General features: G+C 53.4%; 18 protein-coding genes. 4 read left to right on the forward strand and 14 right to left on the reverse strand.

Annotation, left to right across the window (positions count from 1 at the left end):
- Positions 1 to 5: 5 nt before the first annotated feature.
- The 4 genes from ACTHYN_RS01950 to ACTHYN_RS01965 form a co-directional block, all read right to left on the reverse strand.
- The gene (locus tag ACTHYN_RS01950; RefSeq protein ID WP_441810811.1) at positions 6 to 356 is read right to left on the reverse strand and encodes a PilZ domain-containing protein; all 351 of its coding nucleotides are present in this window, start codon (positions 354 to 356) and stop codon (positions 6 to 8) included.
- Between the two features lie 104 nt (positions 357 to 460).
- On the reverse strand, positions 461 to 1,492 hold the full coding sequence (locus ACTHYN_RS01955) for a DNA polymerase III subunit delta' (protein ID WP_441810812.1): 1,032 nt from the start codon (positions 1,490 to 1,492) through the stop codon (positions 461 to 463).
- Complete coding sequence (locus ACTHYN_RS01960) at positions 1,485 to 3,599, reverse strand: transglutaminase family protein (RefSeq protein ID WP_441810813.1); 2,115 nt, start codon at positions 3,597 to 3,599, stop codon at positions 1,485 to 1,487. Before ACTHYN_RS01960 ends, ACTHYN_RS01955 begins: the two co-directional genes overlap by 8 nt.
- A 13-nt stretch (positions 3,600 to 3,612) precedes the next feature.
- Positions 3,613 to 4,632, reverse strand: a complete 1,020-nt coding sequence (locus ACTHYN_RS01965; protein WP_441810814.1) for a DUF58 domain-containing protein — start codon at positions 4,630 to 4,632, stop codon at positions 3,613 to 3,615.
- Positions 4,633 to 5,005: 373 nt separating this feature from the next.
- Between ACTHYN_RS01965 and ACTHYN_RS01970 the strand changes: the two genes are divergently transcribed.
- The gene (locus ACTHYN_RS01970) at positions 5,006 to 5,572 is read left to right on the forward strand and encodes a hypothetical protein (RefSeq protein ID WP_441810840.1); all 567 of its coding nucleotides are present in this window, start codon (positions 5,006 to 5,008) and stop codon (positions 5,570 to 5,572) included.
- 147 nt (positions 5,573 to 5,719) lie between these two features.
- Here ACTHYN_RS01970 and ACTHYN_RS01975 read toward each other — a convergent pair whose 3' ends face one another.
- Positions 5,720 to 6,697: a DUF6160 family protein gene (locus ACTHYN_RS01975; RefSeq protein ID WP_441810815.1), complete on the reverse strand. Its 978-nt coding sequence runs from the start codon at positions 6,695 to 6,697 to the stop codon at positions 5,720 to 5,722.
- A 146-nt stretch (positions 6,698 to 6,843) separates the two neighbouring features.
- The gene (locus tag ACTHYN_RS01980; RefSeq protein WP_441810816.1) at positions 6,844 to 7,443 is read right to left on the reverse strand and encodes a hypothetical protein; all 600 of its coding nucleotides are present in this window, start codon (positions 7,441 to 7,443) and stop codon (positions 6,844 to 6,846) included.
- Positions 7,444 to 7,616: 173 nt separating this feature from the next.
- On the opposite strand from ACTHYN_RS01980, the gene pabB reads away from it, so the two are divergent.
- Complete coding sequence (pabB, locus tag ACTHYN_RS01985) at positions 7,617 to 8,978, forward strand: aminodeoxychorismate synthase component I (protein ID WP_441810817.1); 1,362 nt, start codon at positions 7,617 to 7,619, stop codon at positions 8,976 to 8,978.
- Between the two features lie 58 nt (positions 8,979 to 9,036).
- On the opposite strand, the gene thrH is transcribed toward pabB, so the two are convergent.
- Positions 9,037 to 9,651, reverse strand: a complete 615-nt coding sequence (thrH, locus tag ACTHYN_RS01990; RefSeq protein WP_441810818.1) for a bifunctional phosphoserine phosphatase/homoserine phosphotransferase ThrH — start codon at positions 9,649 to 9,651, stop codon at positions 9,037 to 9,039.
- 242 nt (positions 9,652 to 9,893) lie between these two features.
- On the opposite strand from thrH, the gene ACTHYN_RS01995 reads away from it, so the two are divergent.
- A complete protein-coding gene (locus tag ACTHYN_RS01995) occupies positions 9,894 to 10,616 on the forward strand; it encodes a phosphoadenylyl-sulfate reductase (protein WP_441810819.1) in 723 nt (240 codons plus the stop codon).
- Positions 10,617 to 10,641: 25 nt separating this feature from the next.
- On the opposite strand, the gene cysB is transcribed toward ACTHYN_RS01995, so the two are convergent.
- Positions 10,642 to 11,619: an HTH-type transcriptional regulator CysB gene (gene cysB / locus ACTHYN_RS02000; RefSeq protein ID WP_441810820.1), complete on the reverse strand. Its 978-nt coding sequence runs from the start codon at positions 11,617 to 11,619 to the stop codon at positions 10,642 to 10,644.
- Positions 11,620 to 11,872: 253 nt separating this feature from the next.
- On the opposite strand from cysB, the gene ACTHYN_RS02005 reads away from it, so the two are divergent.
- Entirely contained in the window at positions 11,873 to 14,581 is a 2,709-nt protein-coding gene (locus ACTHYN_RS02005; RefSeq protein ID WP_441810821.1) for a LuxR C-terminal-related transcriptional regulator, read from the forward strand.
- A gap of 257 nt (positions 14,582 to 14,838) precedes the next feature.
- Here the strand turns inward: ACTHYN_RS02005 and dinG are convergent, their stop codons facing one another.
- From dinG to ACTHYN_RS02035, 6 genes are all read right to left on the reverse strand, one after another.
- The gene (gene dinG / locus ACTHYN_RS02010; protein WP_441810822.1) at positions 14,839 to 16,986 is read right to left on the reverse strand and encodes an ATP-dependent DNA helicase DinG; all 2,148 of its coding nucleotides are present in this window, start codon (positions 16,984 to 16,986) and stop codon (positions 14,839 to 14,841) included.
- Positions 16,986 to 17,663 (reverse strand): general secretion pathway protein GspB, encoded by a 678-nt coding sequence (locus ACTHYN_RS02015; protein WP_441810823.1) that lies wholly within the window; start codon positions 17,661 to 17,663, stop codon positions 16,986 to 16,988. The genes dinG and ACTHYN_RS02015 overlap by 1 nt, the downstream gene beginning before the upstream one ends.
- Before the next feature lie 3 nt (positions 17,664 to 17,666).
- Entirely contained in the window at positions 17,667 to 19,376 is a 1,710-nt protein-coding gene (locus tag ACTHYN_RS02020; protein WP_441810824.1) for an ExeA family protein, read from the reverse strand.
- 10 nt (positions 19,377 to 19,386) lie between these two features.
- Entirely contained in the window at positions 19,387 to 20,835 is a 1,449-nt protein-coding gene (locus ACTHYN_RS02025) for a DUF3336 domain-containing protein (protein WP_441810825.1), read from the reverse strand.
- Positions 20,836 to 20,864: 29 nt separating this feature from the next.
- Positions 20,865 to 21,653, reverse strand: a complete 789-nt coding sequence (locus ACTHYN_RS02030) for an MlaA family lipoprotein (protein WP_441810826.1) — start codon at positions 21,651 to 21,653, stop codon at positions 20,865 to 20,867.
- Between the two features lie 62 nt (positions 21,654 to 21,715).
- Positions 21,716 to 22,837 (reverse strand): beta-ketoacyl-ACP synthase III, encoded by a 1,122-nt coding sequence (locus ACTHYN_RS02035; RefSeq protein WP_441810827.1) that lies wholly within the window; start codon positions 22,835 to 22,837, stop codon positions 21,716 to 21,718.
- Positions 22,838 to 22,910: the final 73 nt, after the last annotated feature.

Genomic DNA, 22,910 nt, shown 5'->3' on the forward strand with positions numbered 1-22,910 from the left:
GCCCGTCACATTGTATGGGTTGGGCGATCAGAACTCAGAGAACCGGCGAGATAGGCCTCGATCTTGGTTCTGGCACTTTCGTCATCACCCGTAAACTGCACACCAATGCCTGCCGCTCGATTACCCTGGGCGCCCTTGGGAGTAATCCAGATAACCTTACCCGCAACCGGGAGCTTTTCCGGTTCATCCATCAGGTTCAGCAACAAGAAAACCTCGTCACCAAGCTGGTACTGCTTCTGGGTAGGAATAAACAGCCCACCCTGACGAACATATGGCATATAGGCGGCGTACAACACCGCCTTGTCTTTGATCGTCAGGGTAAGAATGCCGCTGCGTGCACCAAATCCGGGCCCCATATCTGACACCTTTTAAAATTGAATGTGTTACCGGTAAATTAATTGTGCGGGAGAAAACCCCTGATAAGCCCGAATCATAGCAGTTGTGCCAAGCAAAAGCGCAACTAGGATGCCCGACGTTTTTTAGGCATCAAATCCCGCCAGGCTATCAATAACCGGCTGGCTTCCAGTTCCGGGCTAACGTTATAGATACCAGCAGCCCGGCTTTCCCGCACTATGTCCAGCAACTCATGGGCGCGCCACGCAGGATTAATACCCGCCAGAAACCCCAGCATTTCACCAGCTTCGGAGTCGTTTGCCTGGCCCCTGGCGCACAATCGAGCCAGGTCGGCTGCCCAGCCCTCAAACAACCAGAGCATATCCTCCAACCCCAGCGCCTTAAAGGCTTTGGCCGCTTCCGAAACAGCAATCTGGCCCTTCATAAATTGACGGAATTTATCGAACGCCTCGTCCCGCAATGCCGGGAACTCACCTGTGGCATACTCCAGCGCAAGGCGCGGCGCATTGCCTGCCAACATCAGAGACTTCGCCATCAGTTCAGCGGAAGGTTGCTTGTCAGCCTCGAGATGGGCCACTTTACTGACCAGCCACTGGTTTGCCTGCTCCACCGTGGGGACAGGTATCGACAGCACCTGACACCGGGACCGGATGGTGGGCAACACCGGGCGGCCGCTTTCCTGCAACAGCAAAAGTACAAAGTCTTCCACTGGCTCTTCAAGGGTTTTGAGCAGTGCGTTGGCTGAGTTGATATTGAGTTGATCTGCGCGATCAATCACGGCAATTTTGCGACTGGCAACCTGGGGCGACGACACCGCATAAGCCGACAGTGACCGAATCTGTTCGATCTTGATCATCCGGGACTTTTCCGGTGAAAACACCTGAACATCCGGGTGGCTGGAGGCCGCAAACAGCTCGCATTGGCGGCACTGGCCGCAGGCAACCGGTGAACCGCTCTCGGCTTTTAACGGATTTGTGCACAACAGCAAGCCTGAAACCGCATCAGCCCATGCCCGTTTACCCACGCCACATTCCCCGTTAACAAGTAACGCATGGGGAAGCCGATTCTCGGCCAGACGCTGCTGGATAAACTGCCATGGCTTCTGAAGCCAGGGCATTTCGAGGGCGATGTCAGTCACTTTGCTTTCCTGATTGAGGGCTGGGCCGACGTTTTTTCGGCCGGGAGTTGCCAGCTCTGTGCAGTTGCCGTTTCATGGTAGCCAGCAATCTGCGCAAGCGTTTGAGATCATCATTACCATCGCGGGCGGATTGAAGCTCGGGTTCAGGCCTATAATAATGGCTGTTAATCGTCCGGGCAAAAAGCCTCGCGGATTCTGCCACCGCAGGCTCAGCATTGGCCAGCCTTGATGCCAGGACAGACGGCGTTTCACCGTGCCTGACCGGTACGCCTGCCCGCCCACACAGCTGGTACCAGGCACCCAGCACACGGCTGTATCCATCACGATTTACGCCCCGGCGCATCTGTATAGCTGATACTAACCCCACAATCAACAAAGCGGCACCCACAATGCCTGCGGTCAGATACCCCAGCTCCCGCATGCCAAACCCACCAGGCAGGCGAGACATCAAATCCAGCTGGCTCTGGCCCTGATACCCAACCACCCAGCGTTGCCATTGATAGTTGATACGATCAAGCTGCAGGCTTGCCCACTGGATGATGGCCACATCGCCGTATTTCTGGGCAGACGCCCAGCTGTTTTCGAGAAAAGAGCCTTCGTCGGCGACCGCTTCCCGTAAACCCGATTCAATTCTGTCCGGGGCGATAGCCGCGGTCGGATCGATACGAATCCACCCCTGCCCTTCAATCCACGCCTCAACCCAGGCATGGGCATCATACTGCCGAACAATCAGGTAATCGCCGCCGGCACCGGTTTCGCCACCTTGATACCCCACCACCACTCGCGCGGGGATACCCGCGGAGCGCAACACAAAGGTTGTGGCGCCCGCATAATGGGCGCAGAACCCGCGTTTTTCTTCAAAAAGCAGGCTATCGATACCGTCGTCTGGCATCACCGGCGGGCGCAAAGTGTAAAAATAAGGTTGTTCCCGAAAACGGTTCAATAGCGACCGAATGACGCCCATATTATTGGTTGAGTTTTTCAACTCACTGGCCAGAGCGCGCGCCCTGGGGTTTCCCTGCGCAGGCAACTGAAGGTAAAGACGGGCTTCATGGGGTTCTAGGGAGTGTGCGGGCGTTTTGGCGGACTCTTCAAGGGCCAGCCTGTAACGAATGCTACTGTCTGCCGGTCGGCGGAAACGGAAAAGATCATCCGACTCCTTCACTATGTTATCAGACACCGCTTCCGAGCCTTTGAGGGCAAACGCCCATCGTTGGTCCGTTGCTTCCATCAATACATCGTACTCACGTGCCGTCAGTTCACCCGCGCCGCCATCCACATTAACCCGCCCAAGCGAGCGATACGTCTCGATGTCACTCTGGCGCCAGGTGCTTTCATCCAAAGTGTCCAGAATGAGCCCTCGCCAATACCTGTCTCTGTATTCGGGTATTGTCCCACCGAAAGTGACACGAAAAGCCCGCTCACTGCTCTGGGCCAGGTTGGATATATCCCCCGGCCGCATAGTGTCACTGATGCCTGTGCGCGCCTGGCCAGAAACAAGCGGCACGCTCCACAGAGGCGCCATACGGGGGAAGAACACAAACAGAAGTACAACCACTGGCAGTACCTTAAGGAGCATAACACCCAGCCTGCGCCAGCCGGCTTTTATGCCACCGGGTAAATCCGGTGCGTTCAGTACTTGCAGGCCGATGAGTAACAAGGCGATGGCGCCAATATTCACCAGCGCCCAATGGATTTCCTGATGGAACAGAAAATTCACCGTAGCCAGATACACCAGAATATAAAACAGCACATAAAAATCCCTTGCCGTGCGAGTTTCAAGCCACTTCAAGCCAACCGCCAGCACAAAAAATGACGCCGCGGTGTCCACCGTAAAACTGCCCTGCACTCGAATAAGATATACCGCTACCAGCGTCAGCATAATGCCTGTACGCAACCAACTGCCTGGCAAACGGACACGGCCTTGCTGAGCAAGCCACCGCCAGCCTGCCAATGCGGTACACACAAAGATCAACCACAGGGGAAGTCGATCAAACTGGGGGGTTAGCAACAAAGCAAAACTGATAATCAGCCATAACAGTGCCCGAGACGGCAAGGTATCGTTGTGTGGTTCAGGCTCACTCCCGGCTTTGCGCCAAAAACTCACAAATGCACTCCTTTTATACGCCTTCAGTTTTTTTTGTTTGGCTGTACCAGCGCGTGCCATGGGGCACTGCGAAGGCATCTCGTGGTTTTTCTTCGCCCCAGACAGCTAACGCCCTCAGGCACCGAGTCGCATGGGCCGCACCACTGCCCGGCTCTATGACCTGCCCGGGCAAATTCAAACCGAACCTTGCCCCGCTTTTTTCCCGCTCGAAAACAAGCCATGACAGGTAACCTAACCGCAATTCATAATCCACACCGGAAAACGCATTAAAATCCAGCCAATGGGGGTTGCCTTTATCAGCTTCCCAGTCTGCCACGACCATCTGACCACTGCGGGCAAATCGCTTCAACATGATACGCTGGCTCATATCCCCCTCTCGCCAGGGCCTTAGATCCGCGTGATCATTCCCTTCCGGGGAGCGGAAACTGGCGGTTTTATCCCCATCTTCTGCGGCGCTTGGAACATCCGGGGCGACAATGGGCCTTGGAAAAACCACAGCGGCTTCCGCCGGCCTCATCCACGACCAGGCCTTTAACAAACCAAAGGGGAAGCAGGTCTCTACCCTAATGCGGTCTGGCCGCAAATAGCCCCGAAATGCTGAGGATACAGGCAAGGCAATGTCTACTGACTGGCCAGCAGGTACGTGGGCCACAGGCACCGACAAATTATCGACAGACAGCGTAAGAGCTATGGCATCGTCTTCGCCGGCGGCCGCCCGCAACCGAAAAACAATATCATCCCCTGCAACCCCCTCGCCCGCCTGAACCAGTGTTAGCTCAAGGCCGGAAAGGTTGCGATGTGTCTGGTGCATAGCCCCCACAAACACCGCACCAAGCAAAAAGGTAATCAGGTAGATAAGACTGTTCTGATAATTTATGCCGGTAAGCAACATTATCAGAAGCAACAGCCCGAACATTACGCCAGCCGGGGCTGGCAAGATAAAAAGGTTTCTCTGGGTGAACACCTGAACATCCGAGCGCGGAATGCGGCGGTTTATCCAACCCTCAAAGCGGCTGCGTATCAGTCTGCTCATTTTGCCCCTGAAGCCGGTACATATAGTTTAATGTTCAGTGCCTTAATGGCCGAACCTATGCAAAGTTCAGCACTATGTTAACCCGCCTAACCAGGCTTTTTGTAACACTACGGCAATTCAAGGGGTCTGATCACAAACTGGCGTCTGCACGCTTGAATTACTGTAAGACAACCCGAATACTTGGAACTATAGAGAAGCGTACTGATTGCTGTAACCTCAGACACGCCTCGCACCTGAGTTCATCGCAGCAAGAGGCAATATTATGAACAACCAGAACTTACCAATCGGGTATCACTCCGTCGCGATAAACTTTACCAAAAGTGCCTCGCGAATAACGGCTGGCCTTGCCGCTGCGCTGGCTTTTTCCGCTTCAATGCCAACAGTTGCGGGTGTTCAGGCCATGACCTCAGACGAGATGGTCGAAACCTACGTGAAAGATTCTGCGGTAATAGTGGTACCAAAAGAAAACCGCAAATCAGAAGCAGACCGCCAGCGCATCATTCGCGCCCTGACGATATCCCCGGGCGAACCCGTTACCACAGAAGCAGAAGACGAAGCCTACCGAAAAGCCCTGCAAAGATTTACAGACGAGGGTAAATCCGACGCCCTTGCAAATGCTGAGGAAGAATTCCTTCGCCGGGCGCTACTTCTGCCCCAGGAAGAGCTTGCAAGAGCGCAGCCTCCTGCAGCATTCACACCCAATATCCCGCCATTGGTCTTCGGGCAGCAAATGCAGATTCCGGATGAGCCTTTCACCCAGTCTTTTCTTAACGATCAGCTGGGTATTGGTTTTGATGGGCAGAATCTGAATTTTTCCATTGGCAGCCCACCGGGCATAGATCAAATACAAATCCCGCAAGGCATTAATGAAGGGCCAGTTACTCTGACGCCAAGGCCGGGTGGCGGATTTGATCTGTCCATTGCGGTGCCTGACCAGTAAGCCGCAAACCTCACGCCCCAGCTTCAAACAGTACGGCAGCTTTTATTTTTAAGCTGCCGTTTTTTATGGCCATTCATATTATCTTTCCAATAACGAAAAACGCCCCGCGGTGCGGGGCGTTTCAACACAACTGGTTGTCAGGTCAGATTAGTGACCGTATACAGCCAGCTTGGTGTCAGAGATGTGCAGGTTGTCGATACCAATGGTACCGATGTTAGCACCACCGATAATGGTTTCTGCAACACTTACATCCATCAACACATCATCAACGTCTACACGCAGAACATCGGTAGCACCTGATGCGCCCAGACCATTGCCCTTGTAGACATCCAGACGAGCTACAGCAAACGACTGGCCAAGTGGGTTGTTACCCGAGGCAAGAGCAGCGAGTTTGCCCTCGAGAGCTGGATCTTCACCGTTAGCGTCGCCCAGCAGATCGGCCATTTCCTGATCTGAGTACGTAGCGCCACCGGCGTTAGCACCTACGATCTTCATACCCCGAATGCCGACACCGAGGAATTCCACATCAAAATCCATCTGTTCAACTGTGAAAGCAGCATCCAGATTCAGAGTACCGGTATTCGCAATACCGCCAACATCTTTAGTGTCTACGCGGATATCCAGGGCAGCCAGCTGACCCCAAGCTTTCAGGCCTGAGATAAGCGTGGTGTTCTGAGTGGCGGAGCCCGCCTCAACATTGTCGCGCAGCGACATGCTGTCAACCTGCATACCCCAATCGATCGGGGCACCCGTGTTGGAGCCGACATGAATTGTTGCATCACCGTCTGCGGCAACATCAATGTCGATTTTCAGATCATCCAACAATTCGCTCTGGGTCACCAAACCGGTCTGCGGATCATACCCGCCGTTGGGATCGTTTGGATCAGTTAGAGTCAAACCACTGGCGTCTGCACCACCAATCTCAATGCCGGAAACCGCGAAGGTGCCCTCATCAGTGTATGTGAACTCACCAATCGAGACACGGGTTTCCAGTTCGATGGTTACACCAGCCTGACCGGTGACGTTCCCCATCGCTGAGTCGTCAAGAGCTTTCAGATCTGCGTTAGCTGCGAACGGGGCAGCGGCAATTGCTGTTACAAGAGCAAGTTTTTTCAGGCCTTTCATTTTTATCTCCTTATCGACTCATTTTGTTGTTGTATGAGCCTTAATTTTGGAAGTGGAGTTCGTGACCCCACAACTCCATTAAAGATTGTTTTACAGTCCGATTCCGTGAAAACGCTCACACTTCGTAACAAACAACATCTATTCGGTTACTTTTTCAATTTGTCGCCGCTTTGTTTTTCAGGCTTCCCCTCATAAAAAAAAGCGAAAGGCTTTTTTTGAGAAATTGGCTCACCAAAGGATGCCTCACCATCTTCCAGGTTCAGGGGGATAAGCTTGAGTCCCGACACGCCCAGGCGATGTTCATGCTCAACCGCAACAATGCGCTGGGTTTCGCCGTCTTTTTTGATAGAACCAGGGTATACGATCAGCGCCGCATCAATTCGATTATGCCGCGCCACAGACCTGAGGCTTGCACGGAACATGTGAACCTTGATATTCGGGGGGGCGCTCTCAGCCTGCCCTGATAACGACACCTTCTTCAGATCCTGGTTTTTCATCAACATCCATGCCTGGGGACTGAAAAGACCCGTTTCTTCCATCTCTACCTTCACCTCTGCAACCGCCTTTTCCAGCAAAGAGGTCAAATCATCTTTGGCACGCAGAATAACAACCGCCAGTTCCTCGTTCGTGAATTTACCGTCCGAAAGAATATGGTCTTCGTACTCTTTACCTTCTTGAGCGGCTGCCGGTACGCCAATCATTAAACCCAACACACACAGCCATACAGTCAAAACGCGATTAATCATATCTGGTCCTTCCGGGTTAAGTTCTGCGTTAATTCAGTAGGTGGATCCTGTTACTATAGGAACCGATAGCCCAGCAGGTTTCCACGGTTTTCATTACACCAGCAGTTCAAACGAACGAGCAATCCTGAAACTGTGTACCAATTAACATTCTCTCGATTCAGAACGGAGGCTGCGTGAGCACAACTGGCGCAAAAGAGCTCACCGAAGACGAGTATCATTCGCTACTGGCGCACGCTTCTGTGCAAAGTGATTTTTTCCACCTGGGAGGCGCCTCCGGCGCGAAAGGTGTTGGAGATTTCGCAGGATTTGCATGCCTGGCCGAGACCGAGTGCCAGCAAACGCTGAAAAGCGAATGCTCTTTTGCCGAGGCCCAGAAACGTATTGAGAGCATTGAGCAGGCCAGTGGCTACTATCAGGTAAAACACGAACAAGCTGACGAGTACCTGGTCGGAGGCTGGGTCGGCTCTGTCAGCTTCGAGTTTGGTTACCTTCTGGAAGAACGGTTGTCAGCCATAAGGCGCGCCTCACCAGATCCGGTTCTTACAGCAAACCTTTACCTCTGGATGGCCAGTTGTAACCAAAAAACTGGCAAACACTACCTGTGGCTGCACCCTGAGTGTTCGGCAGAAAAAATAGCCAAACTCGAGTACTGGCTCAAAACCTCTTCGGCACCTGCGAGCTCTAACTGGGAGATAACAGCGCCATTTCGCCCCAGACAAACAGCGACCCGGTACAAAACCAATGTAGATAAGGTCAAACGCTATATTCAGGCAGGCGACTGTTACCAGGTGAATCTTTCACAGGAATTTGAAGGGCGGTATAAAGGCAATAGCTGGAACGCCTACAAGGCCTTAACGAAAACTCACCCCACGCCTTTTTCAGCCTTTATTCGTCAAGGCGCAGCGGACATTTTATCCGTCTCTCCTGAGCGTTTTCTGAGCATCAGTCAGAATATTATGAGCACGAGTCCTATAAAAGGTACCCGCGCCAGAGGACGAACGACTGCCGAAGACCGGGCATTAGCTGAAGAACTGATAAATTCGGAAAAGGACCGTGCAGAAAACCTGATGATTGTGGATTTGCTTCGCAACGATCTTGGCCTGCATGCCGAGCCTGGCACGGTCAAAGTTGAGGGGCTTTTCGAGCTGGAGTCCTTCCATAACGTTCATCACCTCGTTAGTCACATTCAAGCCACGTTGCGATCCGACGTCACGCCATTCAGAGCGTTCCTGGCTGCCTTTCCGGGTGGCTCGATTACAGGAGCGCCTAAAATAAGAGCAATGGAAATTATCAGGGAACTGGAACCACACTGGAGAGGCCCCTACTGTGGTTCTGTATTTTATATGGGCTTGAATGGCAGGTTGGACAGCAACATAGCCATAAGAACACTACTTTGCCAGTCCGACGGCACCATACGCTGCTGGGGCGGCGGCGGCATTGTTGCCGACTCGGAACCAGAAAGCGAGTATCAGGAAACCCTCACCAAAGTGAAGCCGCTGATGGATTTCCTCGAGAAGCTGAATCAGGGCGACTAGGTTAGCTATCGCCCTGATTCGAAAGTGCCAGCGCCCGGCAATGCAAAACCGGCTGAATTTAAGCGGAGTGAACAGCACTCGCCTTCAGGAATTCCTGCTTCAAATCTGAAAACTCCTGCACAGCCGGGTACTGCGGGAACTCATCGATTACATTCTTTGGCGCGTGGAACAGAATGCCTGCTTCTGCCTGCCCCAACATGGTGGTGTCGTTGTACGAATCACCCGTGGCAATAACGCGGTAATTCAACAGTTGGAACGCACGCACCGACTGGCGCTTGGGGTCTCTCTGGCGCAACAGGTAATCGGTAATCTGGCCATTCCCGGCCACTTCCAGCTTATGGCAAAGTAGCGCCGGGTAACCCAGCTTTTTCATCAGCGGCATGGCAAATTCGTAGAAGGTGTCGGAGAGAATCACTACCTGAAACCGCTCGCGCAACCAATCGAGAAACTCACGGGCGCCTGGTAGTGGGTCCAACTCACCAATTACTTCCTGAATCTGAGGCAAGCCGTATCCGTGCTGGTCCAGAAGCTTAAGCCGCTGCGTCATCAGCACGTCGTAATCCGGCACATCGCGAGTGGTCGCCTTGAGCTCTTCAATACCGGTTTTCTCTGCAAATGCGATCCAGATTTCCGGGATCAATACGCCTTCAAGGTCAAGACATGCCAGTTCCACAGTGATCTCCTGATTCAGTGTTCCAAGTAAGGATTTCAAACGAGAGCAAGGCGCGCTCCCCTTCTATTAGCGCGGTATCATAAGAAAAACCGGAGAAGAATGCACCGGCAACGACAACAAACCTGCGCGCCCTTACTACCAGAACAAACAAAAAGATATATACATATAGACTGTCATTCCTTCATGGAATTAAGCATTTAATGCTAACCTTCTTTAAAACCCGCATTAGGTACGGACATTTTATGAGTAATATCCGGGAGCTACAGGATGAACTGGGCCAGGAAAGCCCGAGAGCCATTCTGAAAGCCGCTTTCAAGCGCTATGACAACATCGCTATTTCTTTCAGTGGCGCCGAAGACGTGGTGCTCATCGAAATGGCCCACAAGCTTACGAATAATCTGAAGGTGTTCACACTGGATACGGGTCGGTTGCACCCGGAAACCTATGGGTTTATCGAGCGGGTCCGCAAGCATTACGACATCAATATAGAGGTGCTATTCCCGGATACCACCGAAGTACAGAATTTGGTGAACCAGAAGGGATTGTTCAGCTTTTATGAAGACGGTCACAGCGAGTGTTGCGGTATTCGCAAGGTAAACCCTCTCAAGCGTAAACTTGCAGGTGTTGATGCCTGGATCACCGGCCAACGTAAAGACCAGAGCCCGGGCACCCGGAACGAGGTTCCGGTTGTTCAGGACGATGCCAGCTTCTCCGGCCCTGACAAATCCCTGGTCAAGTTCAACCCGCTTGCCAACTGGACGTCAAAACAGGTGTGGGACTATATTCGAATGACGGAGGCGCCCTATAACGAGCTTCACGAAAAGGGATTTGTCAGCATCGGCTGCCAGCCCTGCACTCGCCCGGTTTTGCCAGGGCAACATGAGCGTGAAGGTCGCTGGTGGTGGGAAGAAGCCACGCAAAAAGAGTGCGGCCTGCATGCGGGTAACCTGATCGCCCGCCAGTAACACCGGCGGGGCTGGCAGTAATCTGTCAGTGGGTGGGTAACTCTATGTCCTTGAATAAGGCTTCTATATCACCGCGGTTGCTCTGGCGCGCAACGGCTTCATCTATGGCCTCCTTCGTAAGATGCGGAGCGAATCGCTGGATGAAGTCGTACATATAGCCGCGCAGGAATGTCCCCTTTCGGAAACCAATCCGGGTCACGCTTGGGCTGAAAAGCTTTCTGGCATCCAGAGCCACCAGGTCCGTATCGGTTTCAGGGTCAAACGCCATTCTGGCAATAATCCCTACCCCGAGCCCCAGGCGTACATAGGTTTTGATAACGTCGGCATCCGCTGCCGTAAACACCACTTTCGGGGTCAAACCTTTGGTCTGAAATGCTTCATCAAGCTTTGAGCGCCCGGTAAACCCGAAAACATAAGTCACCAGCGGATACTCAGCCAGTTTTTCCAGTGTTAACTCAGACAACTGCGCGAGCGGATGATCCTTGGGAACCACCACCGTCCGGTTCCAGCGATAACAGGGCATCATGATAAGATCGTTGAATAGCTCCATGGCTTCAGTCGCTATGGCGAAATCTACAGTGCCGGCGGCCGCCATTTCGGAAATTTGCATAGGTGTGCCCTGGTGCATATGCAGGGACACATCCGGGTATGCTTCAATAAAGCCACTGATGACGGGCGGCAAGGCATAACGGGCCTGGGTATGCGTTGTAGCCAGACTCAGATCGCCCTTACGCTGATTACTGAATTCCTGGGCAATCTTCTTGATACCTTCGGAACGGCGCAGAATTTCACCGGCTTCGCGAACAATGATTTCACCCCCCGGGGTGATACGGGTAAGGTGTTTGCCACTTCGGGCAAATATTTCCAGGCCTAGCTCGTCTTCAAGAAGGCGAATTTGCTTGGAAATGCCCGGCTGGGATGTAAACAGACTCTGGGCAGTTGCCGACACGTTAAGATCATGGTGCGCAACTTCCCAAATATAGCGCAACTGTTGTAATTTCATTAGCTCTGTCGCTCCCTGAGTTTTCGGCCTTCTGCGGGCTGAAAATGAATGTGTACGGGTAGCCCGCGTATAAGAATACGCATAACGCACCAATTTTTCATTCTTTATTAGTATAGAAGATGCCTTTGATTCAGTTTAGACCAAAATGACATTTACGCAGCTTATGACAGCGATGTTTGCCCCCTGGCCCTTGACTTGACCGGGACATAGCACACAATCCGAGATCATCATTTATTCGGCATCCGGAACAGCCATGCTTTTAACCACCAAGTTTCTCAGGCCCGCGTCCGACCCGAGAGCGGTTCGCCGCGAACGCCTCACTTCGCTGTTGGAGCCACGCCAGCCCAAGCGGCTGAATCTTGTGATCGCGCCGGCCGGATTTGGTAAAACCACGCTGGTCAGTCAATGGTGCGCCCAGACGCCTGGCCCGATTGCCTGGTTATCCCTTGATGAGCACGATGATGAGCCCCGGCGGTTCTGGCAATACGTGGCGAGCGCCTTTGAACACGCCGGTCTGAGGGGGCTCGAAGCTTGCCATAAACATCTTGCCGGCAGTACCGACGATCATATCAGCAGTGCAATTACAGCACTGATCAACACCCTTGCGGCTGATGGCGGCTCATGGAATCTGGTGCTGGATGATTTTCAGTTTATCTCAACCGGACAGGTTCAGCGTCAGTTCGGTTACTTTGCGGATTACCTTCCTGCCGGCATCACCATCACGCTGGCCTCCCGAACGGAACCACCTCTGCCACTGGCCCGCTGGCGTGTGCGCCGCTGGGTGCAGGAGATCCACCCGGCGTTACTGGCATTTTCTGAAGATGAATGCCGGCAGTTTTTTCATAGCACCATGGGTCTTGCCATTTCAGAGCAGGAAGTACAGGCCGTATGCCGTCGTACAGAAGGCTGGGTGGCAGCCATGCAGCTTTCTGCACTATCGGGCAACAGCCATACAACCAATGCCCTGCACATAGACGAACGGCACATAAGTGACTATGTGCTCAGCGAAGTGCTGGACAAACAACCAGAACCTGTTGTCGCCTTTTTGCTGGATACAGCATGCTGCCCCCGCCTGTGTGCCTCACTCTGCGACACGATCCGCACAACCGGCGGCATCAATAGCACCGACAGCCAGGAAATGCTGGAAACGCTACTCTCGCAAAATCTGTTTCTGATTCCTCTTGATAACCACAATGAATGGTTCCGCTACCATGATCTGTTCCGTGATGCCTTACTGCAACGGATCAGCCAATCACACCCGGAGCGCGCCCACCTACTCTGGCACCGAACAGTGGAATGGCTGTTAGACCACGGCCAGGTGCAAGAGGCTATTACCCAGATTGTACAAAAGAAGGATTGGCCGTGGCTGGCGGGGGTATTGGCTACCCACGGCAATAATCTGATCCACGAGGGCTATCATTTGCCGGTTCTGGGCTGGCTTGAATCCCTGCCTCCGGAGCAAACAGAAGGAAGTGCGCAGCTACAGATGCTGCGTGTGTGGAGCCGTTTTTTTGCCAATCGGTTCGATCATCTGGAACCTCTATTGTCGAATGTAGAAAACTTGCTGAACCGCCGTGTTGCTGACTCTGCGCCGGACGCAGAAGGTGCACTGGGCCTGCAAAGCGAGATAGCACTTATACGGTCTTATCTTGCTCGGTCCCGCAGCGATAATACAAGCGCCAACAACCTGACCCAGCAGGTTCTTGCTGATATAGACCACACTCGAATTCCACTTAAATCGGTGACTTATTACGGTTTAGGGTTAGACGATTATGGCAGGGGTGATCTGACCGGCGCCGAAGAAGCGCTAAAATCTTCGATTCACTACGGCCAGGTGGAACGCAAGCCAAGCACAGTACTCTCAAGCGGCGGGCTTTTGGCGTGGATACAGTACAACCGTGGCGATATGGATCTTGCCCAGAATACCTGCACAGACGTGCGCCGATGGGTCGACCAGCATTATTCTGATCCAACCCAGCCCCGATTGATCTCATGCTGGCTTAGTGCAGCACTGACCGAAATTCACCGGGAACGCAATCAAACACAGGATGCCGCCGCGCATCTCGCACCGCTACTGGAGCATGTAGACCAGGGAACAGAACCTGGCCAACACGTGATCATTCAGCATGTTCGGGGGCACCTTGCGTTTAGTCATGGCCAATACCAGGCGGCAATCGAAGCACTGGAAGATGCCGAACAGGTTGGCCGCAGGCGAAGGGAGCATTTTGTTTTTGAGCCGCCAGCCAGTACGGCACTGAAAGCACGATGCTTTCTGGCTTCAGGCCAGGTACCTCAAGCGCGGCAAAGTCTGGAGTCATTAGCGAACCAACGGGTTACAAACCCACTGAACAAGGAACAGAATCAAATCAGCTGGGCCCGGCTGCTGGTGGCAGAGAACAAGCCGGAGCAGGCATTGGGTATTCTTGACGCGCTGATATCCGAAACTGAAAAAAACGAACATAACCGGCACCTGGTGGAAGCACTGCTGGTATGCGGCGAGGCACTTGCACAGCAAGGCAGACGTAACGACTGCCAAACGCGACTTGAACGTGCGGTTAGCATGGCTGCGGAAGCTGGTTTTATGTGCCTGTTTGCCGAGGAAAGTCCCCGCCTGAAAGAATTATTGCTTGAGTTGCCTTCTCTGCAGAACGAGGGAGGCTGGCAGCGCAACATAAGATCCCTGCTGCAGCCCCAAAAGAAACCAGGCACCGAGGGCAAGACACTCACCAAGCCTACTGCGGTGAGCCCGGAACAGAGCCTTGCCGAGCCCCTAAGCCAACGAGAGCTGGAAGTACTCGAGCTGATCAATGCCGGCGGCGCAAACAAGGACATCGCTGTGCGCATGGGCGTCGCGCCTGCCACGGTGAAGGCTCACATACGTAACCTTTATGGCAAACTGGGCGTTGGCCGAAGGACCGAGGCCTTAGCGAGGGCGCGGGAACTGGGCCTTCTTAGCCAATAGGTTTGACCGAAAAGTGTGACACTCGCCACACTTTCCGGGAACTATCCACCCGCGCTACGCCCTTTGGACGATTCGGCTACGCCCTCTACTCCCTTAATATTGATTCCACGGTAGGGCAAGCCCCCGCCAGGAATTCTGGAACTTCAGGCCTTCAGTTTTCTTCTTAAGCGTTGATTAAACGCACGGGTTTTTCGAGGCCCCCTTGATATAAGCCAGCCTTCGGGCTGGCTCTTTTTTTGGCTACTATTTCTTTATATTTATCGGGCGATAATTCGCCGGAACGGCGGCAACGCATCCAACAGCAACTGGCCATAACGCCTGGCGATAATTCGGCGGTCGAGAATGGTCACCCTTCCGGTATCTTCTTCGGTACGCAGCAAACGGCCGACAGCCTGCACCAGTTTTATAGAAGCGCCAGGCACCGTAATTTCCATAAACGGGTTACCACCACGCTGGGTAACCCATTCGGCCAAGCCCGCTTCGATTGGGTCATCCGGCACCGAAAAAGGAAGCCGTGTAATCACAACGTGGTGCAGATACTTGCCCGGCAAATCGATCCCTTCTGCAAAGCTCGCCACGCCAAACAGCACGCTGGCCCTACCCTCATCTATGCAAACCCGATGTTGGCGCAACACCTCTCCCCGGGACATATCGTCCTGAGTGATGATCAGGTCCGGATATTCTGGCGCCAGCGCATCCCGCACCTGGTGCATCTGCCGCCTGGAAGTAAACAGCACAAGCGTGGCAGTCTCACCGGCCCAAACGCCCGGCAGGCGTTTGATCAACTCATCTGAAAAACCATCATCGGTGGGCATACAGGTCATGGAAGGCACTTCTACCGTCGCTTTTTCGCTATATCGGAACGAACTTGGGACCACCATCATCCGGCTGCCTGCCGGCAAGCCCGCCCGGGATTGAAGGCGATCAAAGCTGCCCAATGCGGTCAGAGTAGCACTGGTAAGCACAGCGCCGTATGCCCGCGACCACAGCCTTGAATACAAAAGGCTATCTGCCAGTACCGGCGAACTGAACAGGGTAATGTCTTCGGCATGGTCCCAGCGCTGGCGCACACTCCAGCGTGCCGGAGGCGGGCTTTTACTTTTATCCGGGCCATCAACCTGCTCTGTCCAGGCCGTCCAGAGCCTTAACTGGTCTTCTGATCGGCTGTGGAAGGCGCCAATCACCGGGAACCAGGCCTCGGCTGTATCGCGGTCAATGTCATGCTGCTTGCGCTCATCAAAAGCGCCCTGTAGCTCATCTGCCAGGGCGCCAAGGTGCCGCACCAGGTTGGCGGTGGCTAACCGGCTTTCAGCGGCCAGTTCTGCCAATGCCTCTGGCAGTTCGCCCTCCGGGTAACGCCACTGGGCTGAACGTCGCTCGTCGTTAAACTCCCAGCCAGTGTTGTGTTCGGCTTCTTCATAAACCCGGCCAAGTACCAGGTCGACATCCCGGGAGGCATTGCTTATGCGATCAATGGTTTTGGCTCCCTGCGTACCTGCCGCCAGGTAGGGCTGCATTTTAACCAGCGCCTGAGACAACTGCTTAAGCCATTGCCGGGTAGAATTCAGGGGCACAGAAGCCGCAAAGTGATTCAGTGCTTTGTCGGGCAGGTGGTGGGCTTCATCAAATATAAACAGGGCATTTTCAGGTTCTGGCAAAATGGCGCCACCACCCAAAGCCAGGTCGGCAAGCACAAGGTCGTGGTTGGCCACCACAATGTCCACTTCGTCCAGGTCCTTACGGGCATCAAAAAAAGCGCAGCTGTCAAAGTAACTGCAATGCCGGTTAGTACACTGGCGATGGTCGGTTGTTACCTGCCGCCAAACATCATCCGGTATCTGCTCCGGCCAGTGGTCCCTGTCGCCATCCCACTTGCGCGAGCCATAGCTTGCCAGCATTTCTTCAAAGAACGCCCGGGTACCCGGTTCTTCTGTGCCAGGGGTATCGAGCAGAAACAACGGCATGGTGTCACTGTCGCCGTTACCTTCATCATGCAACCTGGATTCAAGGCGGGACATGCAAAGATACCGGCCCCGGCCTTTTGCCAATGTCCAGCTAAAGTTCATCTTGCTGTGAGTTTTCAGGTCAGGCAGATCCTTGAGTACAATCTGATCCTGCAGCGCCACGGTGGCCGTGGATATAACCAGGGTTTTATTCAGCGCCCGGGCCACAGGAATAGCCGCAATCAGATACGCCAGTGTCTTGCCCGTACCTGTGCCCGCCTCAACCACACAGGCCGCGGGTGCTGAAGTTCTCTGGCCATCGTTTTCGGTTATATCGCCCATATAGCGGGCAATCTCGGCAATCATCAGTCGCTGGCCATAGCGGGCCCGAACGTCCTTACCGGCCAGCACTTCCCGGTAACTTTGCTGAATCTTCTGCTTGATCTCTTCGGATAATGCCATCAGTCAGGGCTCACCCAATCGCGGACAATGCCTACACGGAAGGTCCTGCCCTGCTTGCTCAGCACAACGCCTTCTTCAGTGATTTGTTCCACGGTCATGCCGGAGAAGGATTCCCCCTGACGTAAATAGTGACCATTAATCATCACACGACTGGCATATGGATCGGTGGAGTATATATGGCTGTTAAATATCAAATCCGGAACACTCTTCTGAAATGAAAAGGGTAGCTCAACCAGGTGTGGCACTCTTGCTCTGGGTTCATCCTGACGTAATGCCGGTGCTCTTCTTTCGGGGCTCACAGAGGGCGTAATAATGGTCGGCCGCTCACGTACAGGGGCGGCTACAGGCTCACTCACCCGCTCTGGCTCTGGCTCCGGTGGAGCCGCACCCGCCTCAGCCCCCGGCTCAAGCTCCGGTTTTGCTGGCTGTTCCAGCCTGGCTTCAGGTTCCGGCGTTTGCAGTGGCTGCACCACAGGTAACTCGGCTGAGCTTTCCGGCCAGAATACAACGGCCAGCACGGCGGCGTTAACCAGCAATGCCAGCGCCACCCAAACCACCGGAGACCTCCGCCGTTTTCCGGGGCGGTGAATCAACTGCACCTGCTGCCCAAGATCTGGCACCTTGCCCTGGCGGCGTTCAGTTTCTGACTTTCTGAGGGCGTCAAGAATGTAAGACATGCGCTACCCTTCCGCCTCTAACTTGGGCTCTCCCAGCCTTGGGACTTCTGCATTCAGGTCATTATTCACCTGAATAATCGTCATGGCCCCTGCGATACCATCTACCGTCAGGCCCTTTAAAGACTGATACCAACGCACCTGTTCTTGTGCAGGCATATGTTTGATCTTTGCATTGCTTGCATCCGACTCACTGTAGGCATCTGCCAGCTCCATCATGCGCACGCCTACCCATAACTCTTCGCTTGCACCATCGCTGGAGCCAGGCTTACTGTTGACATAATCAGGAAGCTGCCACAACACGCGATACTCACCAAACCAAAAAGGCTCAAGGCTGGTAAACGTCACCCTTGCCGGCCCAGTGGGCAAAACAATCTCCGCAATGTCGCCCTCAAGATGGCGCAGCACAACATAACCCCGCTTGCCGGCATCATCCTGGAGCGCCAGCATAGCTGGCCTGTCCAGAAACGAGAGGCTTCTGCGGCTGCCCTGTCGCTCAAGGCAATCGAGCCCGGATTGCCGGGCAAATTCACAGGCAATTGGCGACGCCTGTGGGCTATATTGAACCCCCCAAATACTAAACAATCCGCGAAAGGCGTCTGATAAATTCAAAGCCTGCTCGGAAAAGTTAAAAGAAGGTGTTTTGTTCTCTGAACGGTCAGACCTTTGGCCCACAGAGGTTAATTGTTGCTCAGGTGCAGACCCTCGCTCTTCCGGTTTGCTGTCACGTTGAATAGTGCCACCCTGCGAAACGGGGCCCACTCTCCCATCAGCAACGGCTTCTGCTCCAGACCACTGCTGATATAGCCAAAATGTACCAATGACAGCCAGTAACAAGGACGCAACAAGCACCATAACACTGGAAGCACCCGGTTTGCTTTTATCTCCCGCAGGGGTTGGCCCGGCATTGCGTTTGCCACCCACCTCCCTTGCCGCCTGCCGTATATGGGTTGATGTGATCTCGTGCTCACCTTGGGCATAAGCCCCCAGCAGAGCCCGATCGCTTATAAGGTTTATCAGCCGGGGTATACCATTGCTTGAGCGGTAAAGCTTGCGTACGGCCGAAGGCGAGAAAATATCGCCGCGCATGCCGGCAACACCCAGGCGGTAACTGAGATAAGCTGGCAGTTCACTACGATTTATAGCATCCAGATGGTAACGGGCCGTTACCCTTTGGTTGAGTTGTCGCAACTGCGCAAGCGCCAGAATCTCCTGTAATTCCGGTTGGCCAAGCAACACAATCTGCAGCAATTTTTTTTCCGCAGTTTCCAGGTTGGTCAGCAGGCGAAGTTGTTCAAGCACATCGGCGGAAAGGTTTTGTGCTTCATCAATCATCAGGACTTTGTGTCGCCCTGCGCCATGGGCTTTCAGGAGATCCAGGTTAATCAAGTCGACCATCTGTTTGATGGTGGCTCCAGCCGGATGAACAATATCCAATTCATCGCAAATAGCAGAAAGCAGCTCCCGGGCCGACAATCGGGGATTCAGAATCAGGGCAATATCTACGTGATCCGGAGCATTCTCTATAAAACAACGGCTAACCGTTGTTTTACCCGTACCCACTTCCCCGGTAATCACAATAAAACCGCCCTGGCCTTGCACGCCATACATCAAATGAGCCAACGCCTCTTTGTGGCGTTCGCTCAAATAAAGATAGCGTGGGTCAGGCGCGATAGAGAACGGCGGTTCTCTGAAGCCGAAGAAGTCGTAATACATGGGCGTCCAATCAAATGTTCAGGCTGTTCTGATGTTTCAGGCGTCGCACGCAACACTCCAGGGTCTTGGAAATACGCGCATGGGAACGAATCATGGAGATTTTCGGCCAGGTTGCACGCTCGCCTGCCAGAATCATTTCACGCACGAACTCTCGCCTTGGATCTGCCAGCATTCGCCGATAATCCTTGAATGAGTACTTGGGCGCAATGGTAACATCGCCAGAATAACGCTGAGCCATGATGGTATACATCTGGCCATAAGCTTGGCGCAGCAATTCCGGCCGGACTCGCTTGCGCAGATAATCAAACACACCCTGTCCGTGAAACTGAATCTCAGACTTCAACAAATGCAAAGGCAAACTGGCCAGGGAAAGTTTCTCATCCCGGCCTCTGGCGTTTAAAAAAGGCACCACATGCGGGTTTGTCTGGCTTACGATAGTGAAATTAACATCGTAAAGGTGCATTAATCGATCAACAGGCAAATCACTGACCACCGAGCCATCCACAAATTTCAGCCTAGACATGTAAGGCAATATCTGGCCCTGAATATCCTTTTTCATCAAGGTGACCGGCGGGAAGATACCCGGCACTGCCGCACTGGCAAGGGCTGCGCTCCAAACCATGAGGTAAGGCGACGTGTAGCCAGACAATAATCGGGCTTTTTGGTGCGCCTGCACCGGCGATACACTCATGTTTATGGAGCGCCCGGTGCGCTGGTATGCCTCTTCAAAGGTGTACTCACCAATATTGCTTCTGAGGCAGGTGCGAAGCTGTTCCTGATCCATCAACCCGTTGCCCTGCATGGCACTTACCAGGCCACGCCACTTCCAGGCTTTGAGATTGTGATTTTCGGGGACCAGCATTTCAGGGATTTCAGCGTCTGTATGCACGCCCAACATACCCGCAATGATGGCGCCTATGCTGGAACCGGTTACAACCTGGGGCAGCAAGCCTTTCTCCCAAAGCGCTTTAATTACCCCAAAGTGAAACATACCAAGACTGGCGCCACCGCTTAGCAGCAGCGTTGGCCGACCGTAGCTGGTAAGGGTATCGCGAAAAAACTGCAGCTTATCGGCAACTGAAAAGCCCGGCACTGGGTGATCGCAAAGAAAATCCAGTGCCTCGCAGGCTTGAGCGATGTATTCTTCAATCAAGTGCTTGGTGCCCACGCGGGACTGTGTATACAGCGCGGGATTGCCCATGTTGCCAAGATCGTGATGAAGGCCCTCGCGCAGCGCTCGTTTTAGCCGTTCAAAGTCATTCTGCTGCCGGTACTGTTTAATGTTGCTCAGGCGGTCGTACAGCAACTCATAATGATAGTGCTCAGAGGCGAAATCTTCCTTCCACTCGGCATTGCCCTCAAGAAAATCCAGCTCCAGAGCGGCAGCTTTCCACACCTCGTAGTTAGGCGCCTCTGCAAGCATCTTGCGGAATTTTTTGATTTTTGGATCTGTGAGCACCTTATGGCTCCCTCAGCAGGCGGTCTGGATCAGAAGTCGTCCAGCATCAAATCTTCATCGTCATCACTGGCAAAAGGGTCCCGGGTGACTTGTCCATCGTTGATCAGAAACTCCCTGCGCTGCATGAATGCGTTACGTACAAAAATATACTCATCGCCGGAAATGAACCCCTCAGCAGGAATAAGATCGGCCCGTTGATCTACAACTTGAACGCCCCGGGCGTAGTAAACTTCCGGGCTGTCAACCTCGTCCCAGAGGGATGGAAGCACAAAGCCATCCATGCCCATACCGCCCAGACGCCTTGGGCTGGAAGGCCCAAGAAATGGAAGCATCAGATATGGGCCTGAACCAGCACCCCAATAGCCCAGTGTTTGTCCGAAATCTTCCGGTCTTTCCGGCAGATCAAACGCCGTTGCAACATCAATCAGGCCACCTAACCCAAAGACCGTGTTGTAAGTGAAGCGCCCGGCTGCCACTACTGCAGATTCACCCTTTAGCTGCAAAATGCTGTTGGTGAAGTTTCGAATTTCCGTCAAATTGTTAAAAAAATTGGTCACGGCACGGTCGGCAACATCCGGCATGAAGGTACGATAGGTTTTGGCCACAGGCCTTAACGCCCAGCGATCGACTGTATCGTTGAAGGTATATACCTTGCGGTTCCAGGCCTCGTAAGGGTCATCAAGGTTTACCGATGCTGCGTTTTCAGGCACTGGCTCCTGCACTGTCTGGGCCCTTGCGGAACCTGCAGACAAAACCATCGCCAATGCAGCCAAAGGGAGCACGGCAGAAAACCAGCTCCGGGGTGAAATTCTTGTCATGCTCAACTCTTGGCTTGTTAGTGATCGCCCCGGGACGGCCCTGAAACACCGCCCCAAAGATATCAGCGGCGGCGTACGACAACACTGCCTATGGAATAACCTGCACCGAACGAACAGATAACCCCTGCATCGCCGGTTTTCAGATCGTCTTTGTGCTTATGGAACGCAATGATAGAACCTGCGGAGCTGGTGTTGGCGTACTCATCAAGGATCACCGGTGCTTCATCTTCACTGGCGTCGCGGCCAAGCACCCTGCGAGCAATAAGCTGGTTCATGTTCAAATTGGCCTGATGCAGCCACATTCTGCGCAAATCCTCAGGCTTCAGGGACAGGCTTTGAAGATGATTCTGGATAGTTTCAGCCACCAGCGGCGACACTTCCTTGAATACCTTACGGCCCTGCTGAATAAACAGTTTATCCGGCTTATTGATACCCTGCTCGTCGGCACGGTTCAGAAAACCGAAATTATTACGGATGTTGTTTGAAAACGTCGTTTTCAAACAGGTGCCAAGAATCTCAAAACCCTGCCCGGGTTTCGTATTTTCCTCACGTTCTACCAGAATCGCAGTGCAGGCATCGCCAAAAATAAAGTGGCTGTCACGATCGCGAAAGTTCAAATGACCCGAGCAAATTTCGGGACTAACCACCAGCACAGCCCGGGCCGAGCCGTTTTCTACTGAATTGACCGCCGCCTGCAAACCAAACGTGGCAGAGCTGCAAGCCACGTTCATATCGTAAGCGAAGCCTTCAATACCCAAGGCAGACTGAACTTCAATCGATACTGCAGGGTAAGCACGCTGCAGGTTGGAGCAGGCCACAATAACCGCATCCACATCGCTGGCTTTTTTATCTGCCTGTTCCAGCGCCTCATGACACGCAACCAAGGCCATATCGCATTGAACCGACGGCTCATCATTGCCGCGCTCAGGGATATACGGAGCCATGCGCTCAGGATCGACGATGCCGGACTTATTGATGACGTGTCGGCGTTTGATCCCGGAAGCCTTCTCTATAAAGGCTGAAGACGAAAGCGGCAGAGCCTCCGTTTCGCCACGCTCAATCGCGTCTGCATGGTCTGAGTTATACATCTCAACAAACTGATTAAAAGCTTCGACCAGTTCATCGTTTTCAATGGTCTCCGGCGGTGTGTACAGGCCGGTTCCGCTAATGACGGCTTTAATCACGCTAACCCCACGTCATGAAGAAGGAAACAAAAAGACGGAAATATCGTTCTTTCAGAAATACTAACACAGTCCG

This window comes from Marinobacter sp., from assembly GCF_052091845.1.
Taxonomy (GTDB): Bacteria; Pseudomonadota; Gammaproteobacteria; order Pseudomonadales; family Oleiphilaceae; genus Marinobacter.